Raw genomic sequence first — 16356 nt, forward strand, 5'->3', positions numbered from 1 at the left:
TCGGTGTACGATGCTTTTTTCTAAAAACCTCTAACAATTGTAAGGTTGTCATATAGATTCGTCGTCATATCAACGTTATATAGGCGAAAATTTCTTTCATGATCGTTCCATGCGAAGACAAAGTTGATCCTCCTCTAGAAAATCCGGATGCTAAAGCCAAAGAGAAAGCTTTAGGACAATTCTTCACGCCTTCTGCTTTAGTGAGTCCTATGTTGGAATGGGTTTCAGAAACTAAAGCTGCTTTAGAAGGAAAAAAAATCAAAGTTTTAGATCCAGGAACCGGAGAAGGAATTTTTTTCCAAGAATTCCAGGATCATTTTCCAAAATTAGATAGCGAATTTCACGGTTGGGAGATCGATCCAATACTACACGAAAAGTGTATACAAAACTTGGAGAAGGCTGGGATCTCCAAAAATCGTTTTCATTTGGTGTTAGGGGACTTCCTACAAAACGAAAAGAAAGAAAACTACGATATCATACTTTGCAATCCTCCTTATCTCCGACTCAGCCATTCCAAACATGGAAAAAAATTGATCCGTCAATTTGCGGAGGACATCAACGAGGAGATTCCAGGTACTGCGAACTTGTATGTCTTCTTCTTACTTCGTATACTAAGGCTTTTAGGGCCTGAAGGAAGAGCTTCTATACTTGTTCCTTACGAATTCTTGAACGCTGGATATGGAGTTCCGATAAAAAAAGCGATCATTCAATCAGGATATCTTCGTCGTATACTTATCTTAGATTCTTCCTGGTCCTTATTCACTGGAGCTGTGACTTCTTCTTGTATACTATTCTTGGAAAATTCAAGAGAGAAGGAAGAAGGTTTTCTTTGGTCAAGGACCTCATCATTCATTAAAGGAGAAAGTATCGAGCTTTCTGAGATGGTCTGGAGAAAAATCCGTCCCGATGCTGAGGCAAAGTGGACTAGATTATTAAGCGATGACTCGGAGCCGGTACAAAAAATAAAAAATGATGATAAAAATTCACCTAACAATAATTATGTGACTATGTCCGAAGAGAATCGTCACGGTTGGGTCCCTATAAAGGAATTCGGAAGTTTTAGGAGAGGAATCGCGACAGGGGACAACGGATATTTTCTTTTATCCGAAAAAGACGCTTCGAACTTATCTATTCCTCGAAACTATCTTAGATCTTCTATTCCGAAAGCTCAGTATGCACTTTCTCCATTTTTTACCGGAGATGATTGGAATACTCTGAAGTCTCAAGGAGCCAAGGTATGGCTTTTAGATGCAAAAGAAGTTCCGAACACTAATGAACAAGAAGGTATCAACAAATATCTGGAAGAAGGTATAAAGCGAGGTGTGCCTAAACGTTTTCTTCCTTCTAAGAGAAAACCTTGGCATTCCCAGGAGAACAGAGGACCTTGCAGGATCTTAGCTACCTCTTTTCATCGGGAAGACGTTCGGTTCGTATTCAATCAAAGTCCTGCGGTTCATCTCACCTGCTTTCACGGATTTTCCGCGAAACCTGAATATGCTCATTTCGAAGAATATTTATTTGCTTATTTGATCACTCCTCATGTCCGCAAAGAATTGGAATCAAGAACTAGAGAATATGCTCAAGGATTACGAAAAGTAGAACCTGGAGATCTGAATTCTCTTCTTGTGCCTGATTTTAGAAAATTAAAAGAAGCGGAGAAGGAGAAAATCGGAAAATTACTCCATAATTATAGGAATATGATCCGACCTTGGACTCCAGGTCGCAGACAAAAAGGGGAAAAGGGGATCAGAAACCCGGAAGAAGAAGCGGTGCTCAAAAGTATCGAGACTGAATTCTTAACCGGGTTATAAGAGGACTACTTTAGATTTTTATAAAGTTTATCTAAAAGCCGGACTAAATCTTTTTTTTCCGGCTCAGTAAATCCTTTATAAAGACCTGCAAGTAATGATCTGGAAATTCCAAGCATCACAGGTCGGATAGAATAAGCTTTGCGGGTAAGTTGCAGATTTACCACCCTTTGGTCTTGGGTGTCTCTTACTCTTTCCACATAACCTAGGTCTTGCAGTTTATCCACAAGTGCAGTCAGAGTAGACTTATCTCTGTCTATCATCCGAGCAATATCTTGCATCGGAACTCTTTTGGACATTGCAAGAGCAAATAAAATATCCGCATGGGTAGTGGTTAGCTGGCCTAGGCCCTTGTCTTTCAGTTCAGAATTCAAACGTCTATGAAATTCGTCCCTGATCCTAGAAATCAGATAAATGATCGTACGAGGATTCATTTTAGAATGCCTTGCCGATTAGGCGAATTGGTAGAGATAGATTACTTCGCCGATAGCAGCAGGTTTTGCAGCACCTTCTACTTCGAAGCTAAGTTTTAAGGTCATTCTTGCAGTACCTCTTAGGTCCTTCAATTCGATCAATTCTGCTCTAAGTTTGAGCTTGGAGCCCACCTTAACGGGATCTAAGAAACGGAGTTTTTCCATTCCGTAGTTGATCCCCATCTTTATGTTTCTCAATTCTAAGATTTGGCTTAAAAGGTAAGGAGCCATGGAAAGTGTAAGATAACCGTGAGCGATTGTGGTTCCGAAAGGAGATTCTTTAGCTGCTCTCGCTGGATCAGTGTGGATCCATTGGTGGTCCAGGGTTGCGTTTGCGAATGTATCGATTTGTGCCTGGGTGATTTCGTGAGCGTCGGATACGCCTAGTTCTTTTCCTTCGTAAGCCTGTAGTTCTGCGAAGCTGGAGAGTACGAGTTTAGCCATTTGATTTTGTCCCTGTCAATGCCGGATCTATATGTCCAATATCGTAAGCCCATAAATAGTTTTGTCACCAACTTTTTAGGTAAAACTAGAACGACTGTTCTGTTTGGTGACGAAATTTTTGGGCGCACAGAGAACGCTGAGAGCGCAGAGGTAGGTTCTTCATTTATAATTATTCAAAAACTCCGTGTTCTCTGTGATCTCGGCGCGAAAATATTATTTTACAAAAACTTAAAGTAATTTCTGAAGAATAGAACACTCGTTCTGCTTTTCGAGATCGTATTGAAAAACGTTCTCATTTCGAAAAAAGGAAAATTGTAAAATTCGAAAATGATAGAATCCGGTCTTCCGACCTCTTGCAAAGGCCCCTTTCGGGATTTTAGATTGACATAGGCGAGTATGGGAGTTTGATAGAAGTTAGATATGGGAAGTTCGCCGGACCATTTAGGCCCCCTGCTGATTCAATTCCTCTTGGGAGTAGGATTCTCCGCTCTCATACTCGGACTCGCTTTTCTCTTAAACCCCAAAAAAAAATCAAAACCTCATGACACTTTCGAGTGTGGGGTACCTTATTACGGGGATGCAAAGGGATTATTTAATATCAAGTTTTACTTGGTCGCAGTTCTGTTTATACTTTTCGATATAGAAGCGATCTTCCTTTTCCCTTACGCAGTGAATTTAAAATCATTCAAAGAGGCGGGACTTGGGAATTTTCTTCTGATTGAGATGTTTGTTTTTATTTTCACCCTCGTGGTTGGACTGTATTATATTCGGAAGAAGGGGGCCTTAGAATGGGATTAAACGAACAACTCGCTCAACCCGGATCGTCTTACGGAGATTCTTTTCAGATCGCTACGGTAGATTCCGTAATCAATTGGGGAAGAAGTTACTCCTTATGGCCTTATCCTTTTGCGACTGCATGTTGCGGGATAGAATACATGAGTACTGCCTGTGCTGATTATGATATCTCAAGGTTTGGAGCGGAAAGACCTTCTTTCTCTCCTAGGCAAGCGGACATGATCTTAGTTCTTGGGACCATCACTTACAAAATGGCTCCAGTGCTTCGCGAAATTTACGATCAATTGGCCGAACCAAAGTTTGTGATCAGTTATGGAGCCTGCGCTTCTTCTGGTGGAATGTTCCACGCGTACTCAGTTTTACAGGGAATCGACAGGATACTTCCTGTGGATCTGTATGTTCCAGGTTGTCCTCCTAGACCAGAAGCACTTTTAGATGCAGTAATCAAACTTCAGGAAAAAGTAAAAACCCAAGGGTTAGAAGCCAGAAGACAGGAAGTAATGGATAAGATCCGGGAAATGAATGAAAGAAACAAACCCCTGGTCGTCCAATGAAAGAAACAATCCAGAGTTTCCTAAAAGACAAATTCCCTCATTTTATCTCCAAGGAAGAAGAAATACTCACAAATCTTCCTACATTCTTCTTAAAGCCGGAAGGAATTCTTCCAGTTCTTTCTGCTTTAAAAACAGCGCCTGGGATCGAGCTGAATTATTTAAATGATCTGACCGCGATCGATTGGTTGGGTAAAAAAACTCCAAGATTCGAAGTCTGTTACCTTCTCCGCTCCGGAAACAAATCCTCCACAAGAGTACAATTCCGCGTAGCATTGGAAGAAGATGAACAAGTTCCAAGTATCATAAGTATCTTCAAAGGTGCGAACTGGCCAGAGAGAGAAGTTTACGATCTATTCGGAATTCGTTTTGCAGGACATCCTAGAATGGATCGTCTTATCATGCCTGATAATTTCCAAGGTCATCCATTAAGAAAAGATTATCCTTTAGAAGGTTTTGGTCAGGATTATCTGGTAGAAGACCTTCTAACCATCCACTTAAAAGAAGATATGGAGGCTTAAGATGACAGCGATGTACGAAAAAACCGCGGAACATTTCAGCCTCAAACAGAAAAAACTCCCAGAAGGACATCTTCTTGTGAACCTGGGACCTTCTCATCCTTCTACTCATGGGATTTTACAGAATGTGATCCAACTAGATGGAGAAAGAGTGGTGGATGCAGAATCTGTGATCGGTTATGTGCATCGCAGTTTTGAAAAATTAGGAGAACGTTATACTTATAATCAGTTCTTAGTTTGCACAGACAGAATGAATTACGTATCCACTCCTCTGAATAATATCGGATGGATCCTTGCTGTCGAAAAAATGTTAGAGATAGAAGTTCCGGATAAGGTGACTTACGTTCGTATGATCGTCTCCGAACTTTCTCGTGTGATGGATCATATTATCTGCAATGGTATTTTAGGTGTGGATCTTGGTGCATTCTCCGGGATGTTGCATTTATTTCATCATAGAGAAAATATCTATCAGGTTTTGGAAAAACTCACAGGTGCAAGACTTACCACCACATTCTGCAGAGTTGGTGGACTCGAAAAAGATATTTATCCTGAATTCGAAAAGGATGTTAAGACTATCATCAAAGGTCTTCGTCCTGCGATCGAAGAGTTCCAGTCATTACTCGTAAATAATAGGATCTTTATGGATAGAACGGAAGGTGTGGGAGGTATCTCTGCAGAAGATGCGATCTCTTACGGTTATTCCGGTCCTAACTTGAGAGCAGCAGGTGTTCCTTGGGATATTCGTAAGGATGATCCTTATATGTTCTATGATAAGGTGGACTTTGATATTCCTGTGGGAGAGGACGGATCTGTTCTTCATAGGACTCTTGTTCGTATGGAAGAGATGAGACAATCTCTTCGTATTGTAGAGCAGCTTATCAATGGTCTTCCTTCTGGCGCCCATCATGCAGATATGCCTCATATTTATCTTCCTGATAAGAGCAAGGTTTATAAGAATATGGAAGAGTTGATCTACCATTTCAAATTGATCATGCATGGGATCAAAGTTCCTAAGGGAGAATATTATATGGCAACCGAGGCCGCTAACGGCGAGCTCGGATTTTATATTGTTTCCGAAGGGGAGAAATCTCCCTGGAGAGTGCATGTTCGTAGGCCATGTTTCTGGTTTTATCAATCTTTCCCTGAATTAGTAAAAGGTTCACTTCTTGCGGATACGGTCGCTACTATGAGTTCTATGAATGTGATCGCAGGGGAGTTGGATTGTTAATGAGTTATCAATTTTCTTCGCAATCAGCTGCAAGACTAGACAAACTACTGGAGATGTTCCCTGATAAAAGAAGTGTGATCCTTCCTGGGTTGTACCTCCTACAAAAAGAACAAGGGTTTGTAGATAGAGAAGGAATGGAAGCTCTTGCAGATAAGATAGGTTCTCCAATTTCTCTCGCTCAAGTATACGGGGTCGCTACCTTTTATACCTTGTATAATAAAAAGCCTGTGGGCAAGTTTCATATCCAGATTTGTGGAACTTCTTCTTGTTATATGAGAGGGAATGATAAACTCGAAAAACATATTTGCTCTCGTTTGGGAATTGAACTGGGAGAAACAACTCCTGATAAAAAATTCACATTGGAAGAAGTGGAATGTCTGGGTGCATGTGGTTACGCTCCAATGGTCCAGATTAATGATGCATATTATGAAAATCTAACGTTCGAAAAAATGGATGAGATCCTGAAGGATTTGACCTAAGGGGAAACGTTATGGCAGAAATGAAAATCCTCACTAAATTTATAGACGATCCCCGTTCTAACGAATTGGAATTTTACGAATCAGTTCACGGTTACGACGGAATGAAAAAAGCTCTGTCTATTGCGCCGGAAGAAATTATAGAGATCGTTAAAAAATCAGGTTTGAGAGGAAGAGGGGGAGCTGGTTTCCCTACAGGACTCAAATGGTCCTTTATTCCTAAGGATATTCCAAAACCTAAATATCTCATCTGTAATGCGGACGAGGGAGAACCTGGAACATTCAAAGATCGTAAACTGATTGAGAACCTTCCCCACCAAATCATTGAGGGAATGGTGATCGGTGCAAAAGCGATCGGTGCAAACAAAGGATTTTTTTATATCCGTGGAGAGTTCAATAAAGGTATCGACTCCATGCAAAAGGCAATCGATGAAGCCTATGCAAAAGGATATCTGGGAAAAAATATCCTAGGCAGCGGGTTCGATTTTGATCTGGTATTATATGCCGGAGCAGGAGCTTATATCTGCGGAGAAGAGACTGCACTCATCAATTCTTTGGAAGGTCGTAGGGGCCATCCAAGATTAAAACCTCCATTTCCTGCTGTTTCAGGTCTGTATCGTTGTCCTACAGTAGTGAATAACGTGGAAACTTTCTCCACTGTTCCTCATATTTTGGATAAGGGTGCTGATTGGTATTCTAAGATAGGCACCGAAAAATCTCCAGGTACTCGTTTATTCTCCGTTTCTGGTCATGTAAAAAGACCGGGGGTATACGAGATTGAACTTGGAACTCCTTTATTAGAATTAGTGAATGATCTTTGTGGTGGAATGTTGGACGATGTTCCGTTAAAAGCGGTGATCCCTGGTGGTTCCTCAGTCCCGATCTTAACAGCAGAAGAATGTAAAACTGCAAATATGGATTTCGAATCCATGGCGGCTCATAAAACAATGCTTGGTTCCGGCGCGGTAATCGTGATCGGAGAAGGCACTGACTTGGTAGAGACCACTTACAGATTTGCAAGATTTTATGCTCATGAATCCTGCGGACAATGTACTCCTTGCAGAGAGGGTACACATTGGGTGAGAGACCTGCTGCATAAGATCAAAGAAGGAGAAGGAACCAGTGCAGACTTGGATCTTATTCTTTCCTTAGCTAGAAATATGGAAGGTGGAACAACTATATGTCCTCTTTCTGATGCATGTGTGGGAGCAGTCCGACCTACTATCTTAAAATTCAAACATGAATTCGAAGCCAGATTAAAAGACAAAGCAGGCAAAGAAGAAGAGCCTATTCCTGCTCAGACTGGAGCCTGAACCATGGATTGGAATTTAGTTCTACTCTGGTTACTGAAAAGTGCACTTTTTTTTATAGTGTTCATCACTGCTTGTGCGTATTATACATTAGCAGAACGTAAAGTAGCCGGATTTATCCAGGACAGAAAAGGCCCAAACCGCGCGGGCCCTCTTGGTTTATTACAACCTTTGGCAGATGGGATCAAGTTCTTAACGAAGGAAGAGATCTTCCCTAAAAATGTAAACAAGGTCATGTATTTGATCGCACCTGCGATCTCTATGACTTGTGCGATCATGGCCTGGGCAGTGGTTCCTTTGGGTGGGACTGTTGTTTTACCTGAATTTTTGGCGAGAGAAATTGGATTTACTTCTTTAGATCTTCAAATTGCAAATCCTGATACAGGGATCTTGTTCTTATTTGCGATCTCTAGTCTTTCCGTTTATGGGATCATTCTTGCGGGTTGGTCCAGTAATAATAAATATTCTTTGATTGGTGGGATCCGTGCTACGGCGCAGATGATCAGTTACGAATTACCACTTGGTCTTTCTGTGGCTGCCATAGTGATCTTGACTGGATCTTTAAAACTTACTGATATCAATGATGCTCAGGTTGGTCTTTGGAATATTTTCAAACTTCCTGGATTTATTGCATTTTCTGTTTTCGTAGTGGCTATGTTTGCAGAAACAAACAGACTTCCTTTCGATTTGGCAGAAGCGGAATCCGAATTAGTAGTTGGATTTCATACAGAATATGGTGCATTCAAATTCGCATTATTCTTCATCGCAGAATATATGAATATGATCACCATGAGTTGTGTGGTTACCATTCTCTTCTTTGGTGGATACCATCTTCCTTTTGGAATATTGAACGGTTCTGTTTGGCAGGCATGGGCGGGACTAGGCTTCTTTACTCTTAAGGTTTTATTTTTCGCATTCTTATTCATGTGGGTGAGATGGACCCTGCCTAGATTCAGATACGATCAGTTGATGACTATCGGTTGGAAAAAAATGATCCCTTGGGCAGTTGCGAATATTCTGATCGCTAGTGCTTACGTTGGTTTGGACGGTTTCTGGAAATGGTAGGAATATTCGATAATCCTGGGCTTCTGCTCTTTTTTATATTTAGTGGAGTGTTGGTTGCCGGAGCCTTAGGAGTTGTATTTCATCCTAATCCAATTAGTTCTGCAGTTTTACTTGTACTTTCCTTTTTTGCGTTAGCCGGAATTTATGCGGTCATAGGTTCTGTTTTCGTGGCTACCATGCAGGTTTTGGTTTATGCGGGTGCCATCATGGTGCTTGTAGTTTTCGTTCTGATGCTTCTATCCTTACACGACGAAGGGATTGCAAACCTTTGGAATCATCCGATTAAAAAAGTTTTGGTTCTTTCGGTTGTTGTGTTACTTGCTGTGGTACTTATCCATTCAGTCAGAGAAGGAATTCCGAATACGGAAGCTTCTCCTAAAGGTTATTCTGATTCTGGGTCCTACGAATATACATTGTCCAAACCAGAAGATGGAAAGGCGGGCGTGATCGCAGAAGGAAATACTGCTGTGGTAGGGAGTTCCATGTTTTTGGATTACCTTCTTCCTTTCGAAATAGTTTCCATATTACTTTTAGCCGCTGTGCTTGGCGCAGTTATATTAGGAAAAAAGAATTTAGGTAAAAAAACAGAAGAAGGGGAGCCATGAATCCAGGAATTCTGAAACCAACTCTCGCGGGAATTCCCGTGGAATATCTGCTAATCCTTGCCTGTATTATTTTTTCCATCGGTGTAGCCGGGGTTTTATTCAGAAGAAGTGCAGTAGTTATCTTTATGAGTATAGAACTCATGTTGAACTCGGTAAATTTGGTATTTGTCGTTTTTTCAAAATCACTTCATCAGGTTCAGGGAGAAGTGGTTGTATTTTTTGTGATGGCGATCGCAGCAGTGGAAGCCGCGATCGGTTTGGCTCTTGTGGTTGCAATTCACAGAAAGAAAAAGACAAGTTTCGTAGACGAAATGAATTTAATGAAATGGTAATGCGATGAGTTGGGAAATCCTTATATCCGTTCTGGCTTTTTCTCCACTTCTTGGGTCCGTATTAAACGCATTATTCGGAAGATATTGGAAAGGTCTCTCAGGTCCGATCGGGACCTCATTGTCTTTTGTATCTTTTGCGGCGAGTGTATTCGCTTATCTTCAATTCCATCCTTTGGAAAGACAAGATGCTCAAATTGTTACTCTATTCAATTGGGTACAAGTTGGGAATTTTAAAGCGGATCTTGCTTATCAAGTAGATCAACTTTCTCTTTTTATGGCTCTGATCATCACAGGGATCGGAAGTTTGATCCATCTATATTCCATTGGATACATGAAAGGCAATCCTGGGATCGGGAGATTTTTCTCTTATCTGAACTTATTCGTATTCTTTATGCTCCATCTGGTTTTAGCAGAAAACCTGGTGGTTCTATTTTTCGGTTGGGAAGGTGTGGGACTTTGTTCTTATCTACTGATCGGTTTCGATACTCATAAAGAAAACGCTGCACAAGCAAGTATCAAGGCTTTCGTTACCAATAGGATCGCTGACTTGGCGATGATAGGAGGAATTGCTTTAACGTATTGGTTGGCTGGTTCCGTTTCCTTTATTACAATTTCTGAATCTTTACCTCAGGCAAAGTTTTTACTGAATGCACTTCCTTTTGTGGCGATCTGCTTCTTTATAGGAGCAATGGGTAAGTCCGCTCAGTTTCCCTTCCATGTTTGGTTGCCTGATGCGATGGCAGGACCTACTCCAGTTTCTGCTTTGATCCATGCCGCAACGATGGTGACTGCAGGATTATTCCTGATCGCAAGATTGAATTTTATTTTTATTTTAGTTCCTAAGGTCGGCTTTTGGATCGTTTGTATTGGAACATTCACTGCATTTTTCGCTGCAACCATCGGTGTTTACCAAAACGATATCAAAAAAGTTCTAGCTTATTCTACTGTTTCTCAGCTGGGTTATATGTTTGTTGCGATGGGAACAGGCGCTTATGTTGCAGGGCTTTTCCACTTATTAACTCACGCATTCTTTAAGGCTTTGTTGTTCTTGGGTTCCGGTTCAGTGATCCACGGATTATCTGATGAGCAGGATTTAAGAAGAATGGGCGGACTTAAGTCCCAGATGAAGATCACTTGGTGGACCTTTCTTTTGGGAACCTTGGCGATTGTAGGAGCTCCACCATTCAGCGGGTTTTTCTCTAAAGATCTCATCTTAGAAAAAGCATTCTATTTCCATCCTGTATTCTTTGGAATGGGGATCGCTACTGCATTCTTAACCACATTCTATATGTTCCGCCTAACGTTCTTGGCGTTTACCGGCAAATCCAGGGTTTCTAATCATGTACATCCACATGAATCTCCTTGGACCATGACGGTACCATTAGTGATTTTGGCGCTGGGTGCTGCATTCTCCGGATATTTACTCGTTCCTGAATCTTTAGGAGGGGGAATTGATTTCTTAGAGAAATATTTCTCTCCTGTTTTTGCGAAGGGGCTGCTGTATTATTCTCAGCAAAAAGGCGTTTTGGAAGTCCATCATTTAAGTCATGAGTTGGAACTCCTACTAGCTGGGCTTTCTTTAGGAGCAATCCTTTTAGGTGTTGGGATCTATTGGTTCTTTTTTGGCAAAAAGGAAAAGTTACCTTTAGCTGAATCCTCTTATTCTGGCTGGAGACTTCTTCCTGCGAATAAGTATTTCATAGATGAAATTTTCAAAAACGTTTTGATCGGGCCGATTTCCGCCTTATCCGAATTTTTATCCGAAGTGGTAGAGAAACGTTTGATCGATAGGGTTTTGACCGGAACAGGAAAAATTTCCGGCGGAGTTGCCTCATTACTACGTAGGATCCAAACAGGAACAGTAGTAGATTACGCTTTTCTAATTGTTTTAGGGACCGTTTTGATCTTGTCCGTTTTCTTATGGAGGGGAATCTAAGTGCCCCAGTATTATTTAAGCATTCTATTATTCCTTCCTGTTTTAGGTATCCCTTTCTTATTCTTTTCTAAAAAAGAAAAATGGATCCGTGTTTGGTCTTCGATCGTAACTCTTGCAGTTTTTGCGATGACCATTCCTCTCTTTTTGGAATTTCTGAAAGGAGACAGCGGTCTTCAATTTACTCATCGTATCTGGAACTTCCTGGAATTACAATCGGGAGGTTTGGATTATCATATAGCGATAGACGGATTTTCTTTATTGCTTGTGACGATGTCTGCTCTGCTATTTTTCCTTTCCGCTTTATCTGCTTTTTCTAATGTAAAGCATAGGATCAGAGAATTTTTTATTCTTCTTCTTTTAGTAGAAACTGGAGTGATCGGAGTTTTTCTTTCGGTCAACCTGATCCAATTTTATGTTTTCTGGGAATGGATGGTCCTGCCTTTCACATTGATGGTGGGTATCTGGGGAGAAAAAGGAAGAATTAAGGCTGCGATGAAATATCTGGTATTCTCTTTTACCGGATCTGTTTTCATGCTCGCGAGTATTTTGGTTTTATATCATTACACACATACATTCGATCTGGAAGAATTGGCTGTGGTCTCTTTGAATTCTATTCCTGCGAATATTAAGTTTTGGTTATTTGTTGGATTTAGTTTCGCATTTGCGATCAAGGTGCCTCTATTTCCTTTCCACACTTGGATGCCTGATGTTCACGAAGAAGCTCCGACTGTAGGTTCTGTGGACTTAGCTGGAATTCTCTTAAAGATAGGACTGTTCGCCTATGTTAGAGTGGCTATTCCAATCTTCCCGCAGGTATTTTTAGAATATCGTAATCTACTTACAGCTCTTGCTGTTGCTGGGATCGTTTATGGAGCTCTCGTAGCATTAACTCAGAAAAACAGCAAACGCCTTATTGCATTTTCTTCTCTTTCACATATGGGATTCTGTATTTTAGGGATCTTAACACTTACGGAAGAAGGTGTCGCAGGCGGAATGCTCCAAATGGTGAATCATGGATTCACTTCTGGACTTTTGTTCTTTATATTAGGATTCTTGCATGAAAGAACTGGAAGTAACGAACTAAAAGACTATTCCGGTCTTGCTAAATCGGCCCCATTTTTGGCAGTAACGATTGGTTTGGCTGCTTTCGCGAGTGCTGGTCTTCCAGGAACAAATGGTTTCGTGGGAGAATTTTTAGTTCTGATCGGAACGTTCAAATACAGCCTTATTTACGGTTTTGTAGCGGGTTCTGCAGTGATTTTTGCTGCAGGATATATGTTATACTTTGCAAGGCACTTGTTATTTGGTGAGCCAAATTCTTTATCTTCTGGCTTGTCTCCTTTAAATTTACGAGAGAAGTTTATAATTTCTGTAGTTGCAGGAATTATAATATTAACCGGGATTTTCCCTAATCTTTTGCTAGATTATTTGAAACCGAGTGCGAGAGTAGTATTGAACCTAACTTCTAAACAAGCATTGCAAGAAAGAGCCTTTTTAGAACAAGAAGGCACTCTGAAGAACACCAAGAAGAAATTTATCAATTATAGGACCTTGGGAGTCGAGCCTCCAAGTTACGAAGATAGGATCAGTTCCGGAAGAGGAACAGGGATCCCAGGCAATAAGACTGTTTCCCAAGAGGCGGAAGAATGAATTTAATTCCAAATTCCAACGATCTAATTTCTATACTTCCTATTCTGGTACTTTCAGGAGGAGGGATCTTATTGCTTGGATTGCAGTTCTTTTTCCAAGGATTTGAATTTAGGATCGTAAGGTTCACTTCTGGTCTGATTTTGATCGCCGCATTTTTCTCCTTATTTATTTCTCAATCGAATCCTGGAGTTGGGTCTTACTTTTCAGGGCATTACGAAATCTCCACAATTGGTTTCTGGTTTGGGGCATTATATTTAATTGCCGCATTCTATACTGTTCTTGCTTCTCCAAGAGTATTAGAACAACATAATATGGAATTTCCGGAGTTCTATCCTCTTCTTCTTTTTTCAGTCGTTGGAATGTTCCTGATGACTTCTGGAACAGATACTGTTACAATCTTTGTTGGATTGGAATTGATGTCTGTATGCTTGTATGTTCTGGTTGGAATGGCAAGAAGTGATGTTTATTCTTTAGAAGCCAGCTTGAAATATTTTCTTTTAGGAAGTTTCTCCACAGGATTTTTCTTATTCGGAATGGCTTTTTTGTTTGGAGGATCAGGCACAACTCATCTGCAAGATTCCTTAAAACCTTTGTTGAGCGCTGGATTTGATTCCAATTTTACTAAGATAGGATTATTACTTCTATTAACAGGGATCTCATTTAAGATCGCATTATTTCCTTATCATTCCTGGACACCTGATGCTTACGAAGGTGCTTTAACTCCGGTTACAGGATTTATGGCAACAGCTTCTAAGTCTGCTTCCATGGGACTACTACTCGTTGTATTTTCAAAACTTCCTGTTGCCAAGTCAGGCGGAGAATGGACCTGGATCATGGGGATCTTAGCGCTCCTGTCCATGACTTACGGAAACTTCGTGGCTTTAAAGCAGACAAGTTTGAAAAGAGTTTTGGCATATTCTTCTATTGCTCATGCAGGCTATGTGGTTGCTGGGATTTCTTTAGGGGGAAAAGAAGAAGCATTATTCTATTTGATTGTATATTCATTCATGAGTTTAGGGGCATTTGCTATTCTTTCTTTCTTGGAAGAAGGCAATCGCCACGTAACATATGAATCTATCGGTGGGTTAGCAAAGTCCAGGCCTTGGACTAGCTTTGCATTATTCATTTTCTTCTTATCTTTAGCTGGGATCCCTCCTTTAGGTGGATTCTCGGCAAAATTATTCCTATTCCAAAAGATCGCAGAAGGAACAGATCAGATCTCCAAATTGTTACTCATTGGAGGGATCGCGAACTCTGCATTGGCATTATATTATTATGTAAAAGTAGGAATACTTGCTTATATGAGTTCTGAAGAAGGAGAAATATCTAAATTAGATTCTCCTAAAGCAAGTTACGGAGTCTTATTTGTATCTGCAATTTCTTTGGCAGCAGTTTTAGTGGGTTGGTATTTTATCCAACCTAAGGATTTGAATAGCTTAAAGTTTGCAAACAAATCCGCAGAATTACAAAAGTAAGATGTCGAGTTTTAAAAAAGTTCTATCTTCCATTAAAGAATACTTTGAGCCCATCCCTAAGTTTGATGGAGAAAATGCGAGGTTTAGAGAGGCAATTTATCTTTATTCTAAAAATCGTTCCGAAAAAAATTTAGAAAAACTTTCTGCTGAACTTACTAAGGCTTATTTTCTGATCCCTCATGCGGGCGAGGAAGCTGCTCCCAAAAAGGCAAAACCTAAGAAAAAAGCTGCTGCCAAAAAGAAGAAAAAAACTCCTCCTAAAAAAGGACCTCAACCTATCGTATTATTGTACGTAAGCGATGAACACGGTAGAGTGTTCTTGCCTGCATTCTCTCATCCTTCTGAATCTTTCCGTTATTTTAAAAAAGATACTGCACTTGTGCCTATTACTGCTAAAGAATTATGGGCCTTAGGTCTGCAAAATAAGGGAGTTTCCGGAGTTGCCATTGATCCTGGATCTACGTTATGGTTGCTCTCCAGAGATCATTTGGAATTATTGCAAAAAGAAAAATAGTCCTTCTCTTTTTATAGAACGTAATTCCATGTATTCTTCTTTTCGAATATATATTTTCAATCTTCTTCTTTTGTCCTTAGTCTTCACGAATTGTATTCTGGTTTCAAGATCAGAACTTATTTCTCCTTCTACCTTAAACGAGGGAAAAGTATTAAAACATTATAAAAAAGTTTCTCTTAAAGTGATCTATATCCCTGAAAAGGATGATCACGCATATAATTTAGAAGAAGAAGAACAGAAGAATCGAGAAGAAACTTGGAAAGAACTTTTAGTTTCCGCGTATGAGGATTCTGGTTTGTTCAGAGAGGTTAATACTACTTCTGATGGGGATCTAAAAGTACAAATTAAGATCGTGGAATCTCAAGCAGAAGATAGAGGAATGGATTACGCATTTTCCAAAGGATGGGGTTTTCGTCCTTACAGGGAAGAAGGTTCCTTTGCGATGAGCACAGATTTTTACAATGCAAAGGGCGAACTTTTAGGTTCAGTAGACTTAACTGAAAAATACGATTATTATTATCAGGTTTTCTTTATATTCCTGGCACCTTTTTATTCTCCAGGAGGAGAATATGAAAGGTTGGGACGTTTTATGGGATTAAAAACTTTGGATAGAGCATTATCTAAGGAAGTTTTTATCCCCAAAAAGTAACTTCTATAAATTTTCTGAAATAATTCACCCAGATCACAAACAGGATCAAATTACTCGACGCAAATATAATTAATCTGTGGATGACGTTATTATAAGTAAGATGGATCAAGCTATGTGCGGTCCTAAGTCCCACATAGATCCATGCCAACTGAAAATTTAAAGGGTCATTAGAACTCGTTAAATATTGTATCAGACAGATAAGATAGAATAAGAGAGGCATCTCCAATAGATTCATATAATTCCGATTTGCGATAGCCACCCACCCCGGAACATTTTTGGATTCCCCCAACTTAAAATCGTCCGGAGTTACTTTTCCAATAATACCTGCGTATAAACGGCGGATCGGAATTTGTAGTAATACGAAAAAAGTCAATAGAGCTAACGCTCCGATCGGAAGAAGCCAGTATTCTTTTTGCATCTCTAACCCTTTTAAATAGAAAAGAATTTTATATGGAATAGTTTTGCTTATAATCTGCAAGCAAAAGACACAGAATTTCAAAATCTTCCATTTCTATTTTCATTGACTC

Annotated in this window: 18 protein-coding genes; 15 read left to right on the forward strand and 3 right to left on the reverse strand. The window is 40.1% G+C overall.

Annotated features, from left to right (window positions below; genetic code table 11):
• Positions 1 to 98 precede the first annotated feature (98 nt).
• Positions 99 to 1811 (forward strand): HsdM family class I SAM-dependent methyltransferase, encoded by a 1713-nt coding sequence (locus EHQ52_RS11925; RefSeq protein WP_135615369.1) that lies wholly within the window; start codon positions 99 to 101, stop codon positions 1809 to 1811.
• Between the two features lie 5 nt (positions 1812 to 1816).
• Here EHQ52_RS11925 and EHQ52_RS11930 read toward each other — a convergent pair whose 3' ends face one another.
• Both EHQ52_RS11930 and EHQ52_RS11935 read right to left on the reverse strand, forming a co-directional pair.
• Positions 1817 to 2242 carry a MarR family winged helix-turn-helix transcriptional regulator gene (locus EHQ52_RS11930; protein ID WP_008594860.1) on the reverse strand — a complete coding sequence of 142 codons (426 nt, stop codon included), beginning with the start codon at positions 2240 to 2242 and terminating at the stop codon, positions 1817 to 1819.
• An 18-nt stretch (positions 2243 to 2260) separates the two neighbouring features.
• Entirely contained in the window at positions 2261 to 2725 is a 465-nt protein-coding gene (locus EHQ52_RS11935; protein ID WP_100711069.1) for a MaoC family dehydratase, read from the reverse strand.
• 420 nt (positions 2726 to 3145) lie between these two features.
• On the opposite strand from EHQ52_RS11935, the gene EHQ52_RS11940 reads away from it, so the two are divergent.
• From EHQ52_RS11940 to EHQ52_RS12005, 14 genes are read left to right on the forward strand one after another with little or no spacing between them, the layout of a single operon-like run.
• Positions 3146 to 3523 (forward strand): NADH-quinone oxidoreductase subunit A, encoded by a 378-nt coding sequence (locus EHQ52_RS11940; protein ID WP_036089115.1) that lies wholly within the window; start codon positions 3146 to 3148, stop codon positions 3521 to 3523.
• The gene (locus EHQ52_RS11945; protein ID WP_135615370.1) at positions 3514 to 4074 is read left to right on the forward strand and encodes an NADH-quinone oxidoreductase subunit B; all 561 of its coding nucleotides are present in this window, start codon (positions 3514 to 3516) and stop codon (positions 4072 to 4074) included. Before EHQ52_RS11940 ends, EHQ52_RS11945 begins: the two co-directional genes overlap by 10 nt.
• Positions 4071 to 4592 carry an NADH-quinone oxidoreductase subunit C gene (locus EHQ52_RS11950; RefSeq protein WP_135615371.1) on the forward strand — a complete coding sequence of 174 codons (522 nt, stop codon included), beginning with the start codon at positions 4071 to 4073 and terminating at the stop codon, positions 4590 to 4592. The genes EHQ52_RS11945 and EHQ52_RS11950 overlap by 4 nt, the downstream gene beginning before the upstream one ends.
• 10 nt (positions 4593 to 4602) lie before the next feature.
• Entirely contained in the window at positions 4603 to 5817 is a 1215-nt protein-coding gene (gene nuoD, locus EHQ52_RS11955; protein WP_135615372.1) for an NADH dehydrogenase (quinone) subunit D, read from the forward strand.
• Positions 5817 to 6296, forward strand: a complete 480-nt coding sequence (locus tag EHQ52_RS11960; protein ID WP_135615373.1) for an NADH-quinone oxidoreductase subunit NuoE family protein — start codon at positions 5817 to 5819, stop codon at positions 6294 to 6296. Before nuoD ends, EHQ52_RS11960 begins: the two co-directional genes overlap by 1 nt.
• An 11-nt stretch (positions 6297 to 6307) precedes the next feature.
• Positions 6308 to 7606 (forward strand): NADH-quinone oxidoreductase subunit NuoF, encoded by a 1299-nt coding sequence (gene nuoF / locus EHQ52_RS11965; RefSeq protein WP_135615374.1) that lies wholly within the window; start codon positions 6308 to 6310, stop codon positions 7604 to 7606.
• Between the two features lie 3 nt (positions 7607 to 7609).
• A complete protein-coding gene (gene nuoH / locus EHQ52_RS11970) occupies positions 7610 to 8668 on the forward strand; it encodes an NADH-quinone oxidoreductase subunit NuoH (RefSeq protein WP_135615375.1) in 1059 nt (352 codons plus the stop codon).
• Positions 8662 to 9273 carry an NADH-quinone oxidoreductase subunit J family protein gene (locus EHQ52_RS11975; protein WP_135615376.1) on the forward strand — a complete coding sequence of 204 codons (612 nt, stop codon included), beginning with the start codon at positions 8662 to 8664 and terminating at the stop codon, positions 9271 to 9273. The genes nuoH and EHQ52_RS11975 overlap by 7 nt, the downstream gene beginning before the upstream one ends.
• Entirely contained in the window at positions 9270 to 9605 is a 336-nt protein-coding gene (gene nuoK, locus EHQ52_RS11980) for an NADH-quinone oxidoreductase subunit NuoK (RefSeq protein WP_020768973.1), read from the forward strand. Before EHQ52_RS11975 ends, nuoK begins: the two co-directional genes overlap by 4 nt.
• Positions 9606 to 9609: 4 nt before the next feature.
• A complete protein-coding gene (gene nuoL, locus EHQ52_RS11985) occupies positions 9610 to 11541 on the forward strand; it encodes an NADH-quinone oxidoreductase subunit L (protein WP_135615377.1) in 1932 nt (643 codons plus the stop codon).
• On the forward strand, positions 11542 to 13191 hold the full coding sequence (locus tag EHQ52_RS11990; RefSeq protein WP_135615378.1) for a complex I subunit 4 family protein: 1650 nt from the start codon (positions 11542 to 11544) through the stop codon (positions 13189 to 13191).
• Complete coding sequence (locus EHQ52_RS11995; protein WP_135615379.1) at positions 13188 to 14666, forward strand: NADH-quinone oxidoreductase subunit N; 1479 nt, start codon at positions 13188 to 13190, stop codon at positions 14664 to 14666. Before EHQ52_RS11990 ends, EHQ52_RS11995 begins: the two co-directional genes overlap by 4 nt.
• Before the next feature lies 1 nt (position 14667).
• A complete protein-coding gene (locus EHQ52_RS12000) occupies positions 14668 to 15180 on the forward strand; it encodes an SseB family protein (protein WP_135615380.1) in 513 nt (170 codons plus the stop codon).
• Complete coding sequence (locus tag EHQ52_RS12005; protein ID WP_244244848.1) at positions 15113 to 15829, forward strand: hypothetical protein; 717 nt, start codon at positions 15113 to 15115, stop codon at positions 15827 to 15829. The genes EHQ52_RS12000 and EHQ52_RS12005 overlap by 68 nt, the downstream gene beginning before the upstream one ends.
• On the opposite strand, the gene EHQ52_RS12010 is transcribed toward EHQ52_RS12005, so the two are convergent.
• Complete coding sequence (locus EHQ52_RS12010; RefSeq protein ID WP_135615381.1) at positions 15813 to 16247, reverse strand: MAPEG family protein; 435 nt, start codon at positions 16245 to 16247, stop codon at positions 15813 to 15815. The genes EHQ52_RS12005 and EHQ52_RS12010 overlap by 17 nt on opposite strands.
• Between the last annotated feature and the right edge of the window lie 109 nt (positions 16248 to 16356).

It is taken from the genome of Leptospira koniambonensis, assembly GCF_004769555.1.
Classification (GTDB): domain Bacteria; phylum Spirochaetota; class Leptospiria; order Leptospirales; family Leptospiraceae; genus Leptospira_B; species Leptospira_B koniambonensis.

Coding starts and splice junctions, on each gene's coding strand:
- nuoH (WP_135615375.1), top strand. CDS start 7,610: ATGGATTGGAATTTAGTTCTACTCTGGTTACTGAAAAGTGCACTTTTT.
- EHQ52_RS11935 (WP_100711069.1), bottom strand. CDS start 2,725: ATGGCTAAACTCGTACTCTCCAGCTTCGCAGAACTACAGGCTTACGAA.
- EHQ52_RS11940 (WP_036089115.1), top strand. CDS start 3,146: ATGGGAAGTTCGCCGGACCATTTAGGCCCCCTGCTGATTCAATTCCTC.
- nuoD (WP_135615372.1), top strand. CDS start 4,603: ATGTACGAAAAAACCGCGGAACATTTCAGCCTCAAACAGAAAAAACTC.
- EHQ52_RS11945 (WP_135615370.1), top strand. CDS start 3,514: ATGGGATTAAACGAACAACTCGCTCAACCCGGATCGTCTTACGGAGAT.
- EHQ52_RS12000 (WP_135615380.1), top strand. CDS start 14,668: ATGTCGAGTTTTAAAAAAGTTCTATCTTCCATTAAAGAATACTTTGAG.
- EHQ52_RS12010 (WP_135615381.1), bottom strand. CDS start 16,247: ATGCAAAAAGAATACTGGCTTCTTCCGATCGGAGCGTTAGCTCTATTG.
- EHQ52_RS11960 (WP_135615373.1), top strand. CDS start 5,817: ATGAGTTATCAATTTTCTTCGCAATCAGCTGCAAGACTAGACAAACTA.
- EHQ52_RS11975 (WP_135615376.1), top strand. CDS start 8,662: ATGGTAGGAATATTCGATAATCCTGGGCTTCTGCTCTTTTTTATATTT.
- nuoK (WP_020768973.1), top strand. CDS start 9,270: ATGAATCCAGGAATTCTGAAACCAACTCTCGCGGGAATTCCCGTGGAA.
- EHQ52_RS11995 (WP_135615379.1), top strand. CDS start 13,188: ATGAATTTAATTCCAAATTCCAACGATCTAATTTCTATACTTCCTATT.
- nuoL (WP_135615377.1), top strand. CDS start 9,610: ATGAGTTGGGAAATCCTTATATCCGTTCTGGCTTTTTCTCCACTTCTT.
- EHQ52_RS11950 (WP_135615371.1), top strand. CDS start 4,071: ATGAAAGAAACAATCCAGAGTTTCCTAAAAGACAAATTCCCTCATTTT.
- EHQ52_RS11925 (WP_135615369.1), top strand. CDS start 99: ATGATCGTTCCATGCGAAGACAAAGTTGATCCTCCTCTAGAAAATCCG.
- nuoF (WP_135615374.1), top strand. CDS start 6,308: ATGGCAGAAATGAAAATCCTCACTAAATTTATAGACGATCCCCGTTCT.
- EHQ52_RS11930 (WP_008594860.1), bottom strand. CDS start 2,242: ATGAATCCTCGTACGATCATTTATCTGATTTCTAGGATCAGGGACGAA.